This is a genomic window from Mucilaginibacter hurinus (genome assembly GCF_003324525.1).
GTDB lineage: Bacteria > Bacteroidota > Bacteroidia > Sphingobacteriales > Sphingobacteriaceae > Mucilaginibacter > Mucilaginibacter hurinus.
Genome location: NZ_QGDC01000001.1, coordinates 558,565 through 576,829 on the forward strand (window position 1 = coordinate 558,565; position 18,265 = coordinate 576,829).

Annotated in this window: 19 protein-coding genes; 4 read left to right on the forward strand and 15 right to left on the reverse strand. The window is 42.8% G+C overall.

Going from position 1 to position 18,265, the window contains the following annotated elements:
- Positions 1-60: 60 nt before the first annotated feature.
- Entirely contained in the window at positions 61-456 is a 396-nt protein-coding gene (locus DJ568_RS02480; protein ID WP_114003638.1) for an HIT family protein, read from the forward strand.
- Positions 457-513: 57 nt separating this feature from the next.
- On the opposite strand, the gene ruvC is transcribed toward DJ568_RS02480, so the two are convergent.
- From ruvC to DJ568_RS02510, 6 genes are all read right to left on the reverse strand, one after another.
- A complete protein-coding gene (ruvC, locus tag DJ568_RS02485) occupies positions 514-1,116 on the reverse strand; it encodes a crossover junction endodeoxyribonuclease RuvC (protein WP_114003809.1) in 603 nt (200 codons plus the stop codon).
- A 105-nt stretch (positions 1,117-1,221) separates the two neighbouring features.
- Positions 1,222-1,851 (reverse strand): leucyl/phenylalanyl-tRNA--protein transferase, encoded by a 630-nt coding sequence (gene aat / locus DJ568_RS02490; RefSeq protein WP_114003639.1) that lies wholly within the window; start codon positions 1,849-1,851, stop codon positions 1,222-1,224.
- A 10-nt stretch (positions 1,852-1,861) separates the two neighbouring features.
- Positions 1,862-3,781: a DUF3857 domain-containing protein gene (locus DJ568_RS02495; RefSeq protein WP_114003640.1), complete on the reverse strand. Its 1,920-nt coding sequence runs from the start codon at positions 3,779-3,781 to the stop codon at positions 1,862-1,864.
- A 9-nt stretch (positions 3,782-3,790) separates the two neighbouring features.
- Positions 3,791-4,123 carry a hypothetical protein gene (locus DJ568_RS02500; protein WP_114003641.1) on the reverse strand — a complete coding sequence of 111 codons (333 nt, stop codon included), beginning with the start codon at positions 4,121-4,123 and terminating at the stop codon, positions 3,791-3,793.
- 59 nt (positions 4,124-4,182) lie between these two features.
- Positions 4,183-5,040, reverse strand: a complete 858-nt coding sequence (locus tag DJ568_RS02505; RefSeq protein ID WP_114003642.1) for a hypothetical protein — start codon at positions 5,038-5,040, stop codon at positions 4,183-4,185.
- A gap of 86 nt (positions 5,041-5,126) precedes the next feature.
- The gene (locus tag DJ568_RS02510) at positions 5,127-5,765 is read right to left on the reverse strand and encodes a DUF3857 domain-containing protein (protein WP_147238695.1); all 639 of its coding nucleotides are present in this window, start codon (positions 5,763-5,765) and stop codon (positions 5,127-5,129) included.
- Between the two features lie 177 nt (positions 5,766-5,942).
- On the opposite strand from DJ568_RS02510, the gene DJ568_RS02515 reads away from it, so the two are divergent.
- Complete coding sequence (locus DJ568_RS02515) at positions 5,943-7,073, forward strand: DUF1624 domain-containing protein (protein WP_114003644.1); 1,131 nt, start codon at positions 5,943-5,945, stop codon at positions 7,071-7,073.
- Positions 7,074-7,148: 75 nt separating this feature from the next.
- Here DJ568_RS02515 and DJ568_RS02520 read toward each other — a convergent pair whose 3' ends face one another.
- The 7 genes from DJ568_RS02520 to DJ568_RS02550 form a co-directional block, all read right to left on the reverse strand.
- Positions 7,149-7,781 carry an energy transducer TonB gene (locus tag DJ568_RS02520; RefSeq protein ID WP_158534854.1) on the reverse strand — a complete coding sequence of 211 codons (633 nt, stop codon included), beginning with the start codon at positions 7,779-7,781 and terminating at the stop codon, positions 7,149-7,151.
- A gap of 65 nt (positions 7,782-7,846) precedes the next feature.
- Positions 7,847-8,548 (reverse strand): peptidoglycan DD-metalloendopeptidase family protein, encoded by a 702-nt coding sequence (locus DJ568_RS02525; RefSeq protein ID WP_114003646.1) that lies wholly within the window; start codon positions 8,546-8,548, stop codon positions 7,847-7,849.
- A 7-nt stretch (positions 8,549-8,555) separates the two neighbouring features.
- Complete coding sequence (gene rbfA, locus DJ568_RS02530) at positions 8,556-8,930, reverse strand: 30S ribosome-binding factor RbfA (RefSeq protein ID WP_114003647.1); 375 nt, start codon at positions 8,928-8,930, stop codon at positions 8,556-8,558.
- Positions 8,931-9,081: 151 nt separating this feature from the next.
- Positions 9,082-10,308: an FtsX-like permease family protein gene (locus tag DJ568_RS02535; RefSeq protein WP_114003648.1), complete on the reverse strand. Its 1,227-nt coding sequence runs from the start codon at positions 10,306-10,308 to the stop codon at positions 9,082-9,084.
- Between the two features lie 6 nt (positions 10,309-10,314).
- Positions 10,315-10,956, reverse strand: coding sequence for an MBL fold metallo-hydrolase (locus DJ568_RS02540; protein WP_114003649.1), 642 nt, complete (start codon positions 10,954-10,956; stop codon positions 10,315-10,317).
- A gap of 299 nt (positions 10,957-11,255) precedes the next feature.
- A complete protein-coding gene (gldD, locus tag DJ568_RS02545) occupies positions 11,256-11,834 on the reverse strand; it encodes a gliding motility lipoprotein GldD (RefSeq protein ID WP_114003650.1) in 579 nt (192 codons plus the stop codon).
- Positions 11,831-12,631, reverse strand: a complete 801-nt coding sequence (locus DJ568_RS02550; RefSeq protein WP_114003651.1) for a shikimate dehydrogenase family protein — start codon at positions 12,629-12,631, stop codon at positions 11,831-11,833. Before DJ568_RS02550 ends, gldD begins: the two co-directional genes overlap by 4 nt.
- A 224-nt stretch (positions 12,632-12,855) precedes the next feature.
- Here DJ568_RS02550 and DJ568_RS02555 point away from each other — a divergent pair, with 224 nt between their 5' ends.
- Entirely contained in the window at positions 12,856-14,118 is a 1,263-nt protein-coding gene (locus DJ568_RS02555) for a hypothetical protein (RefSeq protein WP_114003652.1), read from the forward strand.
- Positions 14,119-14,175: 57 nt separating this feature from the next.
- On the opposite strand, the gene DJ568_RS02560 is transcribed toward DJ568_RS02555, so the two are convergent.
- Positions 14,176-14,937 carry a phosphosulfolactate synthase gene (locus DJ568_RS02560; RefSeq protein WP_114003653.1) on the reverse strand — a complete coding sequence of 254 codons (762 nt, stop codon included), beginning with the start codon at positions 14,935-14,937 and terminating at the stop codon, positions 14,176-14,178.
- Positions 14,938-15,045: 108 nt separating this feature from the next.
- Positions 15,046-16,449, reverse strand: a complete 1,404-nt coding sequence (locus DJ568_RS02565) for a tetratricopeptide repeat protein (protein ID WP_114003654.1) — start codon at positions 16,447-16,449, stop codon at positions 15,046-15,048.
- A 236-nt stretch (positions 16,450-16,685) separates the two neighbouring features.
- On the opposite strand from DJ568_RS02565, the gene amaB reads away from it, so the two are divergent.
- Entirely contained in the window at positions 16,686-18,227 is a 1,542-nt protein-coding gene (gene amaB, locus DJ568_RS02570) for an L-piperidine-6-carboxylate dehydrogenase (RefSeq protein WP_114003655.1), read from the forward strand.
- The last annotated feature ends 38 nt before the right edge of the window (positions 18,228-18,265 follow it).

The window sequence follows — 18,265 nt, forward strand, 5'->3', positions numbered from 1 at the left end:
GAGTAGTAGTCAAGTTCCACGACGACTACTCACCTAATTAAATAAACTTAGTCAACCACAATGAGCATTTTTTCAAAAATAATTGCAGGCGAAATTCCCGCCTATGTAGTAGCTGAAAGCAATGATTTTTTGGCTTTTTTAGATATCAATCCCCTGGCTAAAGGCCATGTACTGGTTATCCCCAAAAAGGAGGTTGATTATCTTTTTGATATGGATGACGAACTATATGCCGGCTTGCAGTTATTTGCAAAAATTGTTGCGAAAGGGCTTAAACAGGCTGTGCCCTGCATAAAGGTGGGTGTAGTTGTTATAGGGCTTGAGGTTCCGCATGCGCACATACATCTTATACCTGTTAACCGGGTGGATGATATCAATTTTTCGCGCCCCAAACTCACCTTCTCTCCCGAAGAGTATGCAGAAGTTGCAGCAAGCATAAAGGAAGCGTTAAGAGATTAAAGTTTAGCGTTTATTGCAGAAACGTCTATAAAGTAAATAGGCCATTACAGCGGTAGCCTATTTTTTCTTTAAACCGTTTACACGGCCGGCATTATCTTTTGCAAAAGTGTCCCATCCCGAGTAACTTTTTTTTGCAGCCCCACCACTGCTTTTGCCCGCTATATTCCGTTGAAACGCGTGGCAAACGGCTACGGCTAACCCGTCGGTGGCATCCAAAAAATCAGGCGTTTCGGTAAAGTTAAGCAAGCGCTGTATCATAGCGGCTACTTGTTCTTTAGTGGCGTTGCCGTTGCCGGTGATAGCCATTTTGATTTTACGAGGCGAGTATTCAGTAATGTCAATATTACGCGAGAGGGCAGCCGCCATAGCTATACCCTGGGCGCGGCCAAGCTTTAGCATTACCTGTATATTTTTACCATAAAAAGGCGCTTCAATGGCAAGGCAATCCGGGTGATAATTATCTATAAGAGCTACTGTTTTCTCAAATATACGCTGTAATTTAAGCATATGATCGTCAATAGCGCCCATCTTTACTACCCCGAGGCTTAACAATTCAATCTTAGTGCCTACCTCCTTTATCAATCCATAGCCCATTACTGCCGTGCCCGGGTCAATGCCTAAAATAATACGCTCCTTGGTTGCTATAGTGTTTTGCTGCATAATCATCGCGCCTCATCCTCCGCTCCGGAACATTTTGATTCCTTTGCCCGACGCCTTTTACCGGGGGTGTTTAGGTACGCCTTACAAATTTACTACACTTATTGGTTAATAGGTCAGCGCGGCCATATATTCTTGTCGACTTATCATTACTGCGCCCATCGATTCCAAATGGCTGGTATAAACCTGGCAATCTATCAGCTTATACTTACCTTGCAGGCACAGGTTTATCAGTGCTGTTTTTGAGGCATTGCTTACACTGCTAAACATACTTTCACCACAAAATACGCTTCCCATTTCTACACCGTACAAACCGCCAACCAGTTTTCCGCCCATCCAAACCTCAACTGAATGCGCATACCCTTTTTTATGCAAGTCGTTGTAAGCTTCAATCATACCGGCAGTTATCCACGTTCCATCCTGACCCTCACGTTTAGCAGCAGCGCATGCAGTTATCACATCTGTAAACGCCTGGTTATATGTAACAGAAAACGTATTTGACTTTAGCACACGGCGCATGCTTTTGGATATAACCAGCAAATGCGGATATAATACAAAACGTTGGTGCGGCGAATACCACATGATAGGCAAATTATCACCAAACCATGGGAAAATACCACTTTTATAAGCCAACAGCAGCCTTTCGGCCGACAGATCACCCCCAATTGCCAGCAATCCGTCGTCTTCTGCAAGCGCCGGATCAGGAAAAAGCAATCGCTCATCAAGGCCGAATATCATCAGCTCAAAGTTACGCCTTGCGTCGTATTACAAGCTTTTTATTTTGTGCTTTCGCAACAGCGTCAAAGTATTGCCGCATTTCAGGATACTTAGCTGCAGGTATTACATAGTTGTTTAAAACAAACGCCGCTGTACTAATTACCTGGTTTTTAGCCGCGTCGTAATTATACTTGATATCATAGCTCCCATACGCACACTTCAGCGATTGGTTAGCGGGCAATGTTTCCAGCTCGAACCCTTCGGGCAAATCAATAGTAGTTGTGCAGTTTCTTTGCATGGGATGCTCAAAATAATAATCTGTTTTATGCTTCTCTGAAGCAGGCAACGTAAATGCCCACAAATCAAACGCGGCAGGCCTGTAAAACTTTTTATCGCCGGTAGTAACATCGCAATACTTATCATATTCCAGCTCAAGTATAACTTGCTTTTTACCACCAATGTCGTCTCCGTCATTAAACCCAAAAGAGGACGGCTGCTTAAGCTTAATGCTTTTAATCAATTCTGTTTTCTGCTCATCCACACTATGGCGTGCAAGCCCTAAAAATTCTTCCCGATATTCGCCCGTGCCATCAATTTTCATTTTGCAGGTGGCGCCACCATCAACATAAAGCTTTATGTTAACATCAGCAGTAAAAACATTATCATTTGATTTACTTTTAGGTGTATTAACCAGTTTACCTCCCTCGTCGGTTATCAACAAGGCGTTTCGGTTTTCAGTAAAGTTGCCTAGCACGCCAAAAGGCGTTGTAGTGCTGGTACACTCCAGCCAGGTTGTATCGCCTTTAAAGGGGATACATAGTATAGCGTGGTTAAAGCTATTCCGGCTAAAACCGGCATCAGCCGGTTCGCCGTTAACACCGGCACGTATGAGGGCATAATTGGCAGGTATGTTTACCGCTTTTAAAAGAGCATACATGTAATTGGACAAGGCTTTACAATCACCATACTTCTTTTCATCTACAAATGACGCTGAAAAAGGCTTAAACCCGCCTATGCCTAATTGTATACTTACATATCGCATGTTCTTTTGCATGTATTCATACAAAAACCGGGCTTTTTCTTTATCAGTTGACAAGTGAGCTACCATTTGCTGTATTTCGGCAGCACGAGCCGGGGGCAAAGTGTTTACATCGCTGTTTAAACCTACTATCCACTTGCCAAAGCTTTCCCAGGTACTTAAGTTACCGGCATACCCGTCATATTGAAACTCTGCGGCCGAAAAATCAACCCGTGGAGTTACCCGCCACGCCGGTACGCCATCTTCCTTTTTTGTTGCTTTTAAATTAGCCACGTGCCAGGTATAAACTTGCCCGTCACCCGATTTAGTTACCTGCGGGGCTATGTTGGTATTTTTGTTGGCGTAACGAAGTGTTGTACCCGCGCTTACTGTTATTTTACAATAATCATCCTGGACTGATCGGTCCGGCTGTTGCAAATACCATGAATTGTAATGTAAAGAATTATTACTTTCTTCCTCATATATCATTTCCACAGTACAGGGATATGACGCAATAACATGATTAATAAATTTCAGCCGCGCATCTGTTACAATAGTGCCGCCGGATATTGCCGAACGATCATACATATCCGACTTTTTGTACTTTTTTAAAAATATACCCTCAGCGTTATATATGTTCATCACAAAGGAATTGACCGACGAGCCTTTGTCATAGAACAACATTAAACGGGCAGCATCTTCAGCATGCTCATTCAGCGCAGTTACAACCGAATGTGTTTTGTTAATTACTTTGGCAGGTCCCTTTATGATAGTTTCGTTGATATTATAACGAATCACTGCGTTTGCATCCTCTTTTAGCGAATCCGGAATAGTTGATGCTTTGTAAAGTTCGGGGACTAATACTTGTGCTGTAGCGGCCATACAGGTAAACAGCACAAATAAGTAAACTGATAATATGTGCCTCAATTTCATAATATATTATCAGGATTTCTTTAATACAATTTGCTCATTGAGCATGTCAAATACCTGCCTGTTAAATTCCCTGAAACCGTCGTAATCTTCTTTAAAGTATATGGTTTTGGCGTGATCTATCATATACCTGACTGTTACCGTATTGTCGGCATAATTTACGATACGCTTAAACGTAATACTTTTATCAGGCATAACTATACTTAAGCTTTTAGGTAAACCCTCCACCTTATAACCAGCGGGTAAAGTAAACACATTATACACCGTCCAGTTATCACGGTAGCCGTAATCAATATCGGTGAACCTGTGTTCGTTTACAAACTGGTTGGCATGCTGTGCAGTCAATATATTCGGTGTTAAATAAATATAATTGTCGTCAGAGGCGGGAGATTCAACATCAAAATTTATATTTTGTACAAACGGGGCAGGCTATCCGCGTCAGCATTTTCACATTTAAGCGCGGTAATTTTTAAATTATTGTCATTGTTCCTCAGGTACTCAATAAACTTTTCTTCGCCATCGCCTTTGTATTTTGATGTACGATTGATTTTGTTGTAGCTAAAACTACTTATTTGCGTTACCCCCGTCATCTTACCATCCGGTTTAACTTCCGCTTTGGTATAAACCATTTGCCGTACAGGGGCGTCGTTTTTAAGAAAAATCAGGTCGTACCTTTCCATCTCTTTATCAATATACAAGCCCGATGAGTTAAGCAAGTTATCAGGAATCTCGTTGTACAAGTTGTATTTACTGGTAGCATCAAGCACGTAATGCTTTGTACTGTCAACCGGTATATATACAACAGCACGGTTAAATTGCCCTAACAACGGGTTGAATGGGTTAACCTTACCGTGATCGCGGGTACTAACTACCATTGGATAAGCCTTAACGCCAGCTTGTTTTAACAACCTGTATAATATCAGGTTTATCTCGGTTGAATTGCCTGATTTATTTGTCCAGGCTTTAACCACGCCGTCATTTGTGTACCAGCGGTCAACTCCGTTCCATTTCAATGTATTTTTAACTTCATTAAACAGGTAGGCTATTTTTTTATCATCGTTTGGTAATTCCTTAGCTTTACCTATCAAAACCTCCTCAGTAGCGAGCTTCTTTTTAAATTGTTTTCCAAAATCTTCTTCGTCATTAAGCCTGCCCCCTACTTTAGGCCAGGTATCGGCCCCGGTCTGTTCAATTCCATACTTGGGCTTGATTGACATCAGCGTGAACGATATCGATTGCAGGTTGTCTACGTCAGAACTCATATAAGGTTCATCCGGCAAAGAGTGAATGTTAGCCAACGCCTTTGTTTCAACTTCGCAGTTAAAAACTACTGACTCATTTCCGACCCCTATACTTTCCGATTCAGCTTCCCGGTTGTTCTTAACAAGCTTTTGTGTGATATGTACACTTGGCTTATAGTAAAAAAATTCAGGCACTTTCGTTCTGATTTCGCTGTAGCGCACGGAATTTTTTCCTGAAAGTACCAACCCGGAAAATTTCCAAAATAATTGGATGTCCATTTATATTTAAATTCAATGACTGAGCCCGGTTTTACGTTAGGAAAAGTAAAAACCAGCGCCGACCGCCACTTATCGACACTTTCGGTAAACACCTGTTTTTTATCAATTTTTATAATTTCTACTTTTCCGTCGGCCAAGTTTATGGTTTGTGCCTGCAAGCCGGTAATGTACTCTAAACGGTTGTAGGTGTTGTATTGAATACGAATGTCAGCGTGCTTTTTCCCCTTGTCGTTAAATATTTTGATACGCTTATGCCGCTCGTTAATGATATTAAAATTTTGATCAAAATATACGTCAGCCTTATCAAACAACACCATGGCGTTTGCGTCAGTTTCAAAATCACAGTTTTTTAACGTTAAGTCGGCTTCGTCGATTTTACCGAAAGGCTGGGTGTTAACAGAGAGGCTTTGCGCTTTAGAATATAATAAAAATGCGCAAAAAACTAAACTTAGGTAAAGTTTTTTCATGTAATAAGGGTTGTGTTTAATCAATAATTCGGACTGAAAATTACTAATTATTGTTACTGTTACCAAATCCTTATAATACAATTTTTAAAGCGATTTATCACGCGTAGGTTAAAGGCTCCTATTGGCAGCATTTGCAATTCACCCCCTCAATTTGTAAGTTGCTGAAGTTTTAGCGCCATGACCTCATTTACAGTACAACCCAAACAACGCGTTGCTTCCATAGACATATTGCGCGGTATCATCATGGTAATTATGGCGCTTGACCATACCCGCGACTTCTTTATGCCCCAGCAGTTTGATCCTACCGATCTTACCAAAGCCTCTACCGGATTATTTCTTACCCGTTTCATTACCCATTTTTGTGCACCAATATTTGTTTTCTTAGCCGGCACCGGTGCATATTTATCTTTCAGCAGAGGTAAAACTAAATCTGAAGCCGCGAGATTTTTAGTAACACGCGGGTTATGGCTTATTGTACTTGAATTAACAATTGTAACTATTGGGTGGAGCCTGCGGTTGGATTTTAATTTAGTATTTGTACAGGTTATGTGGGCGCTGGGCATAAGTATGATAGTATTAGCCGCGTTAATCTACCTTCCGGTTAAAGCTATTGCTGCATTTGGCCTTGCTATGATTTTGGGACACAACGCCTTTGACGGCGTGGAATTTTCACACGTTAATACTACTGCGGACACCCTGTGGCGATTTTTACATGTGCCCGGTATAGTTAATATTGGTGACAACCTTAACGTATATGTGCTCTATCCCTTGATTCCGTGGATTGGCGTAATGGCGCTGGGTTATAGTTTTGGCGTGTTGTTTACTAAGGCACCTTTCGCGCGGCAAAAAATTTTAATCAGAATTGGAGGCTTAGCCATACTGCTTTTTATTATTATCCGAAGCCTTAACCTGTACGGCGATCCACAGCCCTGGAGTAAGCAGGAGGTATGGTACCGTACTGTGCTATCATTTATAAATGTACAAAAATACCCGCCTTCTCTCGACTACCTGCTGATTACACTTGGCGTAGCAAACCTGGCCCTTGCCGGATTAGAAAATTCAAAAACCAGAATCGCAAAAATCCTGATAGTTTTTGGCCAGGTGCCCCTGTTTTATTATATACTGCACCTGTATGTGCTAAAGCTAATGAGTGTTATTGCGTATATTATATTCAAACCGGCAGAAGCGCCCGGGCTCCCTTATACTTACCTGGCATGGGCTATTGGCATAATTGTTTTATATTTTCCGTGTCGCTGGTACAGGAATTATAAAATGACCCATAAACAATGGTGGTTAAGTTACCTGTAGTTTATAGAGGGTGGCTGATCGTTTATTGCCGCACTTTACTTAACATAACCCAGACCATCAACCATCAACCATGAACTATTTACAATACCTGTCGATAAATTTATCTGCGCGCGTACTCCCTATATTACGGATAAACATCCAGTCTTCACACGCTCCTACCCTGTCTTCCTGCTTAAATTTACTGTCGGCTTGCGCTAGTAACTCCGTTATCAGTTCATCATCAAAGCCAAGCTGTTTTTTCAGGTTAACAATTGTGGCTTCGCTGGCTGTATCTGCCTTACCCTGCTGCTTGCTTTTATAATAATGTATCACAACATCCTCCAGGTTCTGCCTGTTTTTATAAGTCTGTATAGCTCTATCACTTTCACTCGTAGTTATGTTGTTGCAACGTGTTTGGTCGGCTGTAAAGCTAACCGGGAGTACTATCCGTGTGGCCGTGTTATAGCCTGCCGGTACATCCCATTTACCCGAGGTTAACTTTACTACCCGCAAGGCTTCATCATCCAAATCAATCCCCAGGCCCTGGTGTATGACAGCATCGGTTACCCTCCCTGTTTTATCCAACCTGAAACGTACTTGTATTGTGCCCGAAATGCAATTTTGGCGCGAGTACTCCGGGTAAACTATTTTGCCGGATATAAACGCTTTTAAAGCGTTATCTCCTCCACGAAAAACAGGCTGGCCGTATATATTAATTATATCGGCCATGATACATGTAAGTGTAAGTACAAAACGCTTCATCATCATAAAGATGGGTACAATTAAGTAATTTATCAACGATAATTTGGGTTAAAGAATGGCAGCAGCAAAGTCGGATCGGGCACGTTCTTTAAATATTTATCTTTTTCGGCCAAACTGCATACACCCGGGTAATCTCCTTGCATTCCTTCCATGTCCAGCATCAGCTGAAAATGCAAGTGCGGCGGCCATCCGCCATTCTCATCCGCCACGCCAAATTCTCCTATCTGTTCGCCTGCTTTAATTTGCTGCCCTGTAAACAACCCTTTAAGGCTTTTGCGGGATAAATGCCCGTACAAACTATACAGCATAAATCCGTTTAAATCATGTTGCATGATAATCGTAGGGCCATAATCACCATCGTTACTATTATCATTAAAACTGTGCACAATGCCCGCAATAGGGCTATATACTGCGGTGCCTGCCATGCCCCAAACATCAATACCCAGATGGATGCTGCGGGCTTTATCTCCCGACTCAAAAAGATTACGGTTTTTATAAATAACGCGGTTTTCCATGTAACCGCCGGCAGCATACTTATAGCCACAGCTACTCAACTGCGCATTTATCCATTGGGAGAATGCAGCTACGTTGGTAACAACGTTTCTAAGGGCATCATTGCTGTTTGACAAGTTAATGCGAAATACCTTGTCGGTTTTCGCGTTAAAGTCGACCACTTTACTAATAGCTGGTCTTTTGTCCTTAACAACAGATGCTAATTTTGCTGATGCATCCATGCAACCACTACTCCTCAGTGTCCGGCTGGCGAGGCTCTTTGCTTATCTTTTCAAAAATTTTATCCATGCGTTCTACATATTCGCTGGTATCATCTACAAAAAATTCAAGCTGCGGTATTATCCTTACCTGGTCTTTTATTCGTGCGCCAAGTTTGTATCGTATCTCTGATGCATGCGATTTTATGGTTTGCAGGGCCAGCGAGGTATTCTGATTATTAAAAAAACTTAAAAACACCCTGGCTATGGCCAAATCAGGCGTTACCCGCACTTTGGTAATAGTTACCATGGTATTAGGCAATAAGCTGCTAACCTCGCGCTGAAAGATGGCGGCCAGGTCCTGTTGTATTACTCCTGCAAATTTTTGCTGACGTTTTGATTCCATGATAAAATATTTAAGTAAGGCTGATATTGTAAAGCTAATATTTAAAAGACAAATGCCGCTAATTTGTTTTAATTAGGATGAGCGGAAACCGGATGAAGTGAGCGTAAATTTGTAAATACGGCTCGGCATTTCGCTTTAGCCTTTATGCGTACTACAAGTCCTGCTTAATTTCGTGGAGGCCTTTAATACTTAACCTTGCGCTGATGCCCGAAGCGATAACCGCTATAAGCCCAACCGTTAAAAACACAAGCCCTACATCAATCATCTTAATATCTACGGGGTATGCGTCAATAACAGTTAACGAACCATTAATTTTAACTAACCCGAACTGCTGCTGCGCTACGCAAAATAATAAGCCAACAATTATACCGGCAATACATCCGGCAAGCGATATCAGCATGCCCTCAAAAAAGAAAATACCCTGTATAAGCTGGCGGTTTGCACCAAGGCTTGTTAATATTGCTATATCTTTACGCTTATCAATAACCAGCATAGTTAATGAGCCGATGATATTGAATACAGCGATTATAAGCACAAAGGTGAGTATCATAAATACCGACCACCGCTCGTAGTTCAGTGTTTTATAAAGTTCAGTGTTTTGCTCAGGACGGTTTTTTACATAGTAATCTTTGCCAATTTCTGCTACCATCTCTTCCTGAACCTTGTTGATGTCCGTCCCTTTTACAAAATTTAATTCAAGCGATGATACACTGACCTGTTCATCCAGCAGGCGGCGGGTAAAATCAAGCGGCGTTACTACAATATCATCAAAATCCTGTTGAATGGCAAATACGCCGGATGGCACAATATTTTCTACAACGAATTCATTTAACGGGTTTGCCGAATTTGCGGCACTGCGGCGGGGCGAGTAGATTTGCAGCAAGGCATTGGGGTCATCAATATTTACACCAAGGCTGGCCTGTATGGTGGCCCCTACTACGGCGTAGTTAAGTCCGCCGTTGGTTAACGTGAACGATCCGCTAAGGATAGTGCTGTCAATTTGCTTGTTTTTTAAAAAATCGTTACTAACCCCTTTTATTGTTCCAATAAACTGCTTTTGTCCGTACCGTATCAATACCTTTTCCTGCAATACCTGTGTGTATGAGAATACACGCTTATCCTGTTGCAATTGTTTAAAGTACACGGTATTGGGGTCAAATGTTTTTCCAAGGCGCGCCTCTATTTTAAGTTCAGGACTGAAATTGCTGTACAGGTCAAGTATAACTTGCTCTAACCCGTTAAATACCGATAAAATAATTATAAGCGCGGCTGTGCCTACAAACACCCCGAGCATTGAAATGCCCGAAATGATATTGATGGCATGAACCTTTTTCCGCGAAAAAAGGTATCTCTTAGCTATATATACCGAAGTATTCAAAAATGTTTACTGGTTAAAAAACGGATTATATTTTTTTTCATAACCGATAGTCGTTTCGGGGCCATGGCCGGGGAACACTGTACACTCATCCGGTAAAACAAATAATTTCTGGCGGATGTTTTGCAGCAACTGATTGTGATTGCCACCGGGCAGGTCGCTGCGGCCTATGCTTCCCCTGAACAGGACATCTCCGCCTATTAATATCTTGTCCGCACTATCATAAAAGCAAAGGTGTGCCGGGGAATGTCCCGGCGCAAATATCAATGTCAGTTCGGTAATGCCAAATCTAATGGTACCCGTTTCAGGCAGGTACTCTTCAGGCAAAGGCGAATTATCATACTGCATGCCCCACTGGGCGGCCAGCACCGGCGCATAACTTAACACCATTTCTTCTCCTTCATGAAATTTTGGCTTTAACCCGTACTGATCAAAAATGAATTTGTTACCGAGCACATGGTCAAGGTGGCAATGGGTATTAAGCAACAAAACCGGCTTCAGGTTATGTTGGGTTATAAAATCAACCACCGCGTTTTGCTCGGCCCCCGTATACATACCCGGGTCAATAATAGCACATTCGCCGCTGTCATCATACAAAATACAGGTATTTTGCTCCAACGGATTATTTACAAACGATTTAACCTTTGCCATGTGGGCAAATGTAGTTTTTTGATTTCAGATTTGTTTGCAGATATAGCAAACTTAACCAGGACAGATCAATGACGTGGGTTATTTTTATGGCCTTATACCCCCACTCTGATTACTTATGATAAGAATGTAACTTCACCTACCTGCTCTGTAAACGGTTATGAACCCTGTATATTTAATTGTGTAAACGGCCGGTTTGATCCTGCCTACTATCGGCCTTGCGGTACTATGTTACCTATGAGTTTGATCGATCCGTCGTTATAAACCCCACCACATCAACCTTTGTTATCTGCCTGATGAAATCATTTCCACTTAAAGCTCTTTATCATTACATCTACATCCTGTTTTACAAAATCAAGCACAGGCTGGATAGAATCAAGCCGTGGTTCGCTGCTGAAATAGAGGGCACCCCGCAGGTAATGTTGGGTACTGTCGGTTAAATAGAATTGCACTGAGGATGCGGCGTTGCCATCAATGGTGTAATATACGCCGTATACTTTTTTATCCGGGTAGTTGATATAGCCTTCGTCAATCGATGTGGCTTTAACCGTATGCTTAAAGGCAAATGTATGGGCGTCTTCTATCAACTCATCAAATATCGCCCGTGATGTTACACGCTCATAACTCAGGTGCAGTATGCCGTTAAATTGCGGAAACTCCATATTGATCCAACAAGGCTTTGCATCCTTCTCCCTGTCCGGCTCAATAACCGAATATTTAGGGTATTGAAAGGTGAAGGGACACGCACCTGTATACTGCTGGTATCCACGCGCAGGAAATTTGATACGGTAAAATCCCCTTGGTTTTGGCGAGTAGTCGCCACTGCCGCCGCAAGCAGTTAAAAGTAAAGCAGCAAAAAACGCCAGGGCAATTATCCTCATGACTGCCGTTCTGTTGAGTTCCATATCTCCCATGACCGTTCGGCCTGTAGTATCAGCATTTCTAATCCGTTTTTAGTTGCGGCGCCTTTTTCGGCCCCTTTTTTCAAAAACAGCGTTTGTTCAGGGTTATAAATGAGGTCGTACAACAGGTGATCTGCTGTAATATAGTCGTACAGTATGGGCGGACACTCTTCAACATTCGGGTAGGTGCCCAGCGGCGTGGTATTAATAATTAATGTGTAATCAGCCATTAATTCGGGCGTGAGTTCATTAAATAATATTGCGCCAGGCAGTGGGCGGCGGGTTACTTTTTGGTAGGGCATTTCCAATTTATCCAGCACACAGTATACCGCTTTGGCAGCGCCGCCGTCGCCAAGCACCAGCGCACTCTTATGGTGCGATTTGAGCAGTGGCCGTAATGACATTTCAAAGCCGTAAACATCAGTATTAAAGCCCTCCAGGCGGAAATCATCGCCGCCAAAGGCAACCTCGCCCTGGAAAGCTACAGATATCGGCGACTCTTTATCAATACGGATGCAGTTTACCGCGCCTACCTGCTTTGCTTCAGCATCCAGCCAATCTATATACTCCAAAACATCCAGTTTGTACGGGATGGTTACATTGATCCCGCACAGGTCAGGGTTCTCATGCAAAAACTTGCTGAACGTTTTAATATCCTCGATGGGGTATAACTCATATACGGCATCGGTTATACCCTCCTTTTCAAATTTTTCGGTAAAGTATTTTTTAGAGAATGAATGTGAAAGCGGGTAACCTATAAGGCCGAATTTTCTCATTGGGTTTATATTTCTATGGCGAATATAAATAAATGCGGAGTTTTTGAGCCATCATTTCTTTAATGCGCGATCTCTTGATGTGAAACCGCATTTAACAACCGTTCATTAAACTTTGCAGATTATTTTAGGCTATTTTGGTGTAAAGTCCTGTAAACTTTATTTTAACAGTACCAATAATAGTTATTATCAAATATTATATTTGTTGCAACCTTAACCCTTAATACATGAACTTCTTTAAAAAGCTTGCCTGTTTTTCGCTTATTGCTTTAGCTGGCTGTAAAAAGGACCAAACACCATTGATTTCAGGGCCGTCAGATAATGTATTGCCGCAGGTTAATGCTACGGACTTCACATTTTCGCCATCTGCGGGTTTAAACTTCACTGCTGTCACTTTTACTGGCAGCTTCAGCACCGCGCCCGGCGCTACTATTGTGAAATTTAACGGAAAGCCAGGCCTGATCAATTCAATTACCGCTACTAAAATTGTGGCTACAGTACCGGGTGATGCTACCACCGGCAAAGTTAGCGTAACGGTAAACGGCTCTACCGCCACCTCGATAACAGACTTTAAAGTACTCAGCCTGGTAAAAGAGCGAGCTTTTGACACTAACTTTTATATATCCAACCTATCATTTGATCGCTCGGGGAATGGTGTTGCTTATGCAATCAGTGGTTATCAGGAAGTAAAAAAGATCAGCCCGAATTGGGCCATCAATACTGTATATAAGGCACCCGTACCCATTGAAAATCCCTTTGAATACCATTACGATATAAGAGGAATTGACAATGATGGTTCGGGCAATGTGTACATCACGCGCGATCGTTACGAAGGTTACCAGGAAATAATTTACCCGGAAGGATGGGCTAACTGGAATTACAGGCTAACAAACAGCGCCGTTTATAAAATTAATCCCAACGGACAACTCAACAAATTATTGGGTGATGGCACAGGGAAAAACTTTGAGGGTTTGAGTGACTTGATGGTGGATATAAAGGGACAAAGGTTAATGCTGCTTGAGAACCTGTACCCCACTAAAAAAGTACTAAGAGCTAACCGGGCGGGTATAGTACAAACACTTGATGTACCTGTGCCGAAGCATAGTTTACTTAAAGATTATAATGATAACTATTATGTGATTAACAGTAGCGGACCGGATCAGGGGAAATTATTCAAAGTAAGTCCGAACGGTGTTGCTACCTACATATCCGGAACAAACGGGCCAGTTACAAAAGAAGGTGCTGCGAACGTGGCTGTAATAGCTCAACCACAAGGTTTAATAGTTGATAATACACAAAACATTTTATTGCTTAATAGAGGAGATGCCTTCAGGGTTGTTAATGCCGCTGGATATGTGGGCAAATTATCCACTGCGATGCCGGCAACTGAAAGCAATAACGCCATGCACTACAATCAGTTTACTAGCAAGATATATATCCTGAGCAATTCAAGTAACAAGGGCATTGTCTATCAATATGCTATAAAATAGTTTGTGATTAAAAACATCTTCTGGCAAAGAGGTTTTGGATCGTGTCAATCCTTAATCTCACACTTCCAAAAAATGATCAAACGTATCGCTCCTGATACCCAAACGGAGCGTTTCAAGCGGTATCACATCAGTAGTAGCAATATTGCCCAGGCTCACATTGGCGCCAATAAGTTTAATAAACCAGGCCTGCTGCGATTTGTGGGGTGCTTCCCAGATGATTTTGTCGGCCGGTATTTTTGTAAGTATCTCGTCAACCAAACCCTGGCGTACCTCGCCTGAATCACGGTAGATACCCACATTGCCGCTTTCGCGCGATTCAGCGATCAGCTTCCACGATCCGGCTTCCAGCTCGGCACTCATTAAGGTAATCCATTTATAAGGCGCAAATATTTTGGTAATGTCCTTTGAGCCTACTTCAGAAATCACCGTTACCTGTTTGCTTAGCTTATTAATGTAGTTGCACTTTTCCTCATGCGGGATGGTAATGGAGCCATCCGAAACTTCAGCAATTTCAAGCTTATATTTATCCAGCAGGCGGCAATAATCATCAAACTGCCCCCGGGCCACAAACACTTCAAACAGGGTGCCGCCAAAATAAACCGGCAGGCCAGCGTCTTTATAAATCTGTATTTTTTTATCAAGATTAGGGGTAACGTATGATGTTCCCCAGCCAAGCTTCACCAAATCGGTATAAACACCAGCAACTTCAATAAAATTTTCGGCTTCGCGCAGGCTAAGGCCCTTATCCATTACCATGGTAATGCCTGTATCACGTGGTTTTACCGCCCGCTCCGGAAGTCCGCTGATGGTATAATTCATATAAACGTATAAATATTAAAAACACCGCTAAAATAAAAAGGAAATCTAATATAACAGGGTTATAATAGATTTCCTTTTTGTAACACTACATTTCGGTATATGTTACGGTTATCTCGTGTACTTATTGATGATATCAATAATCACTTTATTTTTTTGTAATTGGGGCAGGTAATCAAATAAAATATAATGCTTCTCCGGATCAGAGGCTAAAGCCATTTCAAGATGGTTAAGCGCCTCGTTATAATCTCCTTTTGCAAAAAGATAGGCCACCATGCGGTAATACAGTTCCGCCGCTTCGGGGTTATTCTTTATTGCCTGTGTCATCACCTCTATGGCCTCAATCAGCTTTTCTTGCTCGTATAATATGGACGAATAATCCAGCCAGGCATCCACATCAAGCGGATTTAACTCTACTACCTTTTCATAAGCTTCTTCGGCTTCGGCTATCCGGCCAAGCTTGTACTCGGCATCGGCAATGGCAAACCAGTAATCGGCGTTGGCAATATCCAGATCCAGCGCTTTTTTATAAAAGTGCAGGGCTTCAAAGTAGCGTTCCTCAAAATCAAGCGTTACACCTATCCCAAACCAGGCATCAGCCAGCTTGGAATCCATTTTTACCGACTTTTTGTAGAATGCGCGTGCATCGTCCATTTGCTCAAGCTTTTCATAGCACTCGCCTATGGCGCAATAGGTATCGGCGTTTGGCTGCTCGTATTCAAAAGTTTGGCGGTAAACTTCAATCGCTTCAGCGTACTTTTCAAGATTTACCAGCGCGTTGCCTTTATTAAAGTACGCTGATGCAAAGCTGTCTTTAATGAGTATCGCGTAATCGTAGGCATCTATAGCTTTTTCAAATAAACCGAGTTTTGTATACGCGTTGCCCAGGTTATACCAGGCAGCATAGCTATACGGCTCATTATCTATATATTGCATGTAAAACTGTACGCTCTCCTCCTGGTTGTCCAGCACATCATAGCAAAACGCCAGTTCATACAGCGCGTCCTGGTTTTCCATGTTCTGCTCAAGACACCTTTTTAAGTAAGCAATTGCCTGCTCGTAATCGCCCATGTTTTGATGTACATAGGCTATATGCAACAACACCTCGTCGGTCTCTTCGGCCATATCAAGCGCCTTTTCATAATTCTCCAGCGCCTCGGTATAACGCTCCATACTCTCGTACAGGTTTCCGCGTATCACATATATGTCAGGGTCTGAGGCCTCCAGCATCGCGGCTTTGTCAAGGGCGGCAAAAGCCTCGCTGGCGCGGTTGGTTACCACCAGCAGCTGGGCTTGCTTTATTAAAAATACCGCGGCAAAAGGATGCTGATTACGTGCGTACTCAACTACCTGCAACGCCTTTGGCGGGTCGTTCTTTTCGATATAATAGTCGATAATGTTCTCAAACGCCTGCGCATCAAAAAAGTACTGATCATGATTCCGAATCATCTCTTCGTACCGCTCAACCGAAAATTTCGGATCTTCGGAAAAGCCAAATTCAAATTCTTCTTCCATTTAATTGGGTTTGCAGAACATGTTACCCGAAGCAAATTTCAGGTTGCTTAGGGGGTTAACTGCGTTTAAGTTAATAACAATCAGTATCCAAAAGGCAAATAAGTTTTCAACATTCGCACATTGTCAACAGCTGCAAACTACAACTGGCTGATAATAAATAATTATCAATTATACGGCAACGGGTAGGTGATCAATTTTTGCCTTAAAGATTTTTACCTTTGACAAATTTACGTTTTATGAGCCCGGATATCTCAAAAGTGCTGCATCATTTACATATAAACGACATTAATAACGCTTTTAGTACGGGAGCCGATTGGGGCAGCAATCCTGTTGCCGAAACCCGGGACATCATATCGCCGGTGGACGGAAAGCATATCGCGTCGGTAAAAATTGCTACACCCGGCGACTATAACCATGTGGTTGACCAGGCGTTAATTGCATTTAAAACCTGGCGCGGCATACCTGCTCCAAAACGTGGTGAAATTGTACGCCAAATAGGCGACGCATTGCGCAACAGGAAGGAAAGCCTGGGCACATTGGTGTCTTACGAAATGGGAAAAAGCCTGCAGGAGGGTTTAGGTGAGGTGCAGGAAATGATAGATATATGCGACTTTGCCGTGGGGCTGAGCCGCCAATTGTATGGGCTTACCATGCATTCAGAACGGCCGTTACATCGCATGTATGAGCAGTACCACCCCTTAGGCGTCGTCGGGATTATATCGGCATTCAATTTCCCGGTGGCCGTTTGGAGCTGGAACGCCATGCTTGCCTGGGTATGCGGTGATGTTTGTGTTTGGAAACCGTCTGAAAAAACACCGCTTACGGCGATAGCGTGCCAACGTATTACGCAAGAGGTTTTTAAGCGAAATAATGTGCCGGAGGGCGTCTCCGGCCTGGTTATAGGCGGCAGGGATATTGGCGAGCTGATGAGCGCCGACACACGGGTACCCCTTGTATCAGCAACCGGCTCAACCCGTATGGGTAAAGCGGTGGCGGCGGCAGTAGCGGGCCGACTGGGCCGCAGCCTGCTTGAACTCGGCGGTAACAATGCCATTATAATAACAGAAAATGCCGACCTGGACATGTCACTTATAGGCGCGGTATTTGGCGCGGTAGGTACAGCCGGACAGCGCTGTACCAGTACCCGCAGGCTTATCATTCACGACAGTATTTACGATCAGTTTAAACAAAAACTGGTGAATGCTTACAAACAGGTACGGATTGGTAATCCGCTTAATGAGCATAACCACATGGGCCCGCTTATAGATAAGGATGCAGTTGAGCACTACCTTGATTCGATAGAGAGATGTAAAGCCGAAGGCGGTAACTTTATTGTTGAGGGCGGGATACTTAGCGGCGAAGCGTATGCTTCTGGCTGTTATGTAAAGCCATGCATTGCCGAAGTAGAGAATCATTATAATATAGTACAACATGAAACTTTTGCGCCCATCCTCTATCTTATAAAATATACAGACCTTGATGACGCCATTGCCATGCAAAATGCTGTGCCGCAGGGCCTGTCATCAGCCATAATGACCAATAATTTGCGCGAGGCCGAACAATTTCTGTCTTACGCGGGTTCTGATTGCGGTATTGCCAACGTGAATATTGGCACTTCGGGCGCCGAAATAGGTGGAGCCTTTGGTGGCGAAAAAGAAACGGGCGGTGGTCGCGAGTCGGGTTCTGATGCCTGGAAAGTGTATATGCGCAGGCAAACAAATACTATAAATTATTCAAAAACGTTGCCTTTAGCACAGGGCATTAAATTTGACTTGTAGGTTTAAGTCTATGTGAACGTAAACCGGTATATTAAAAT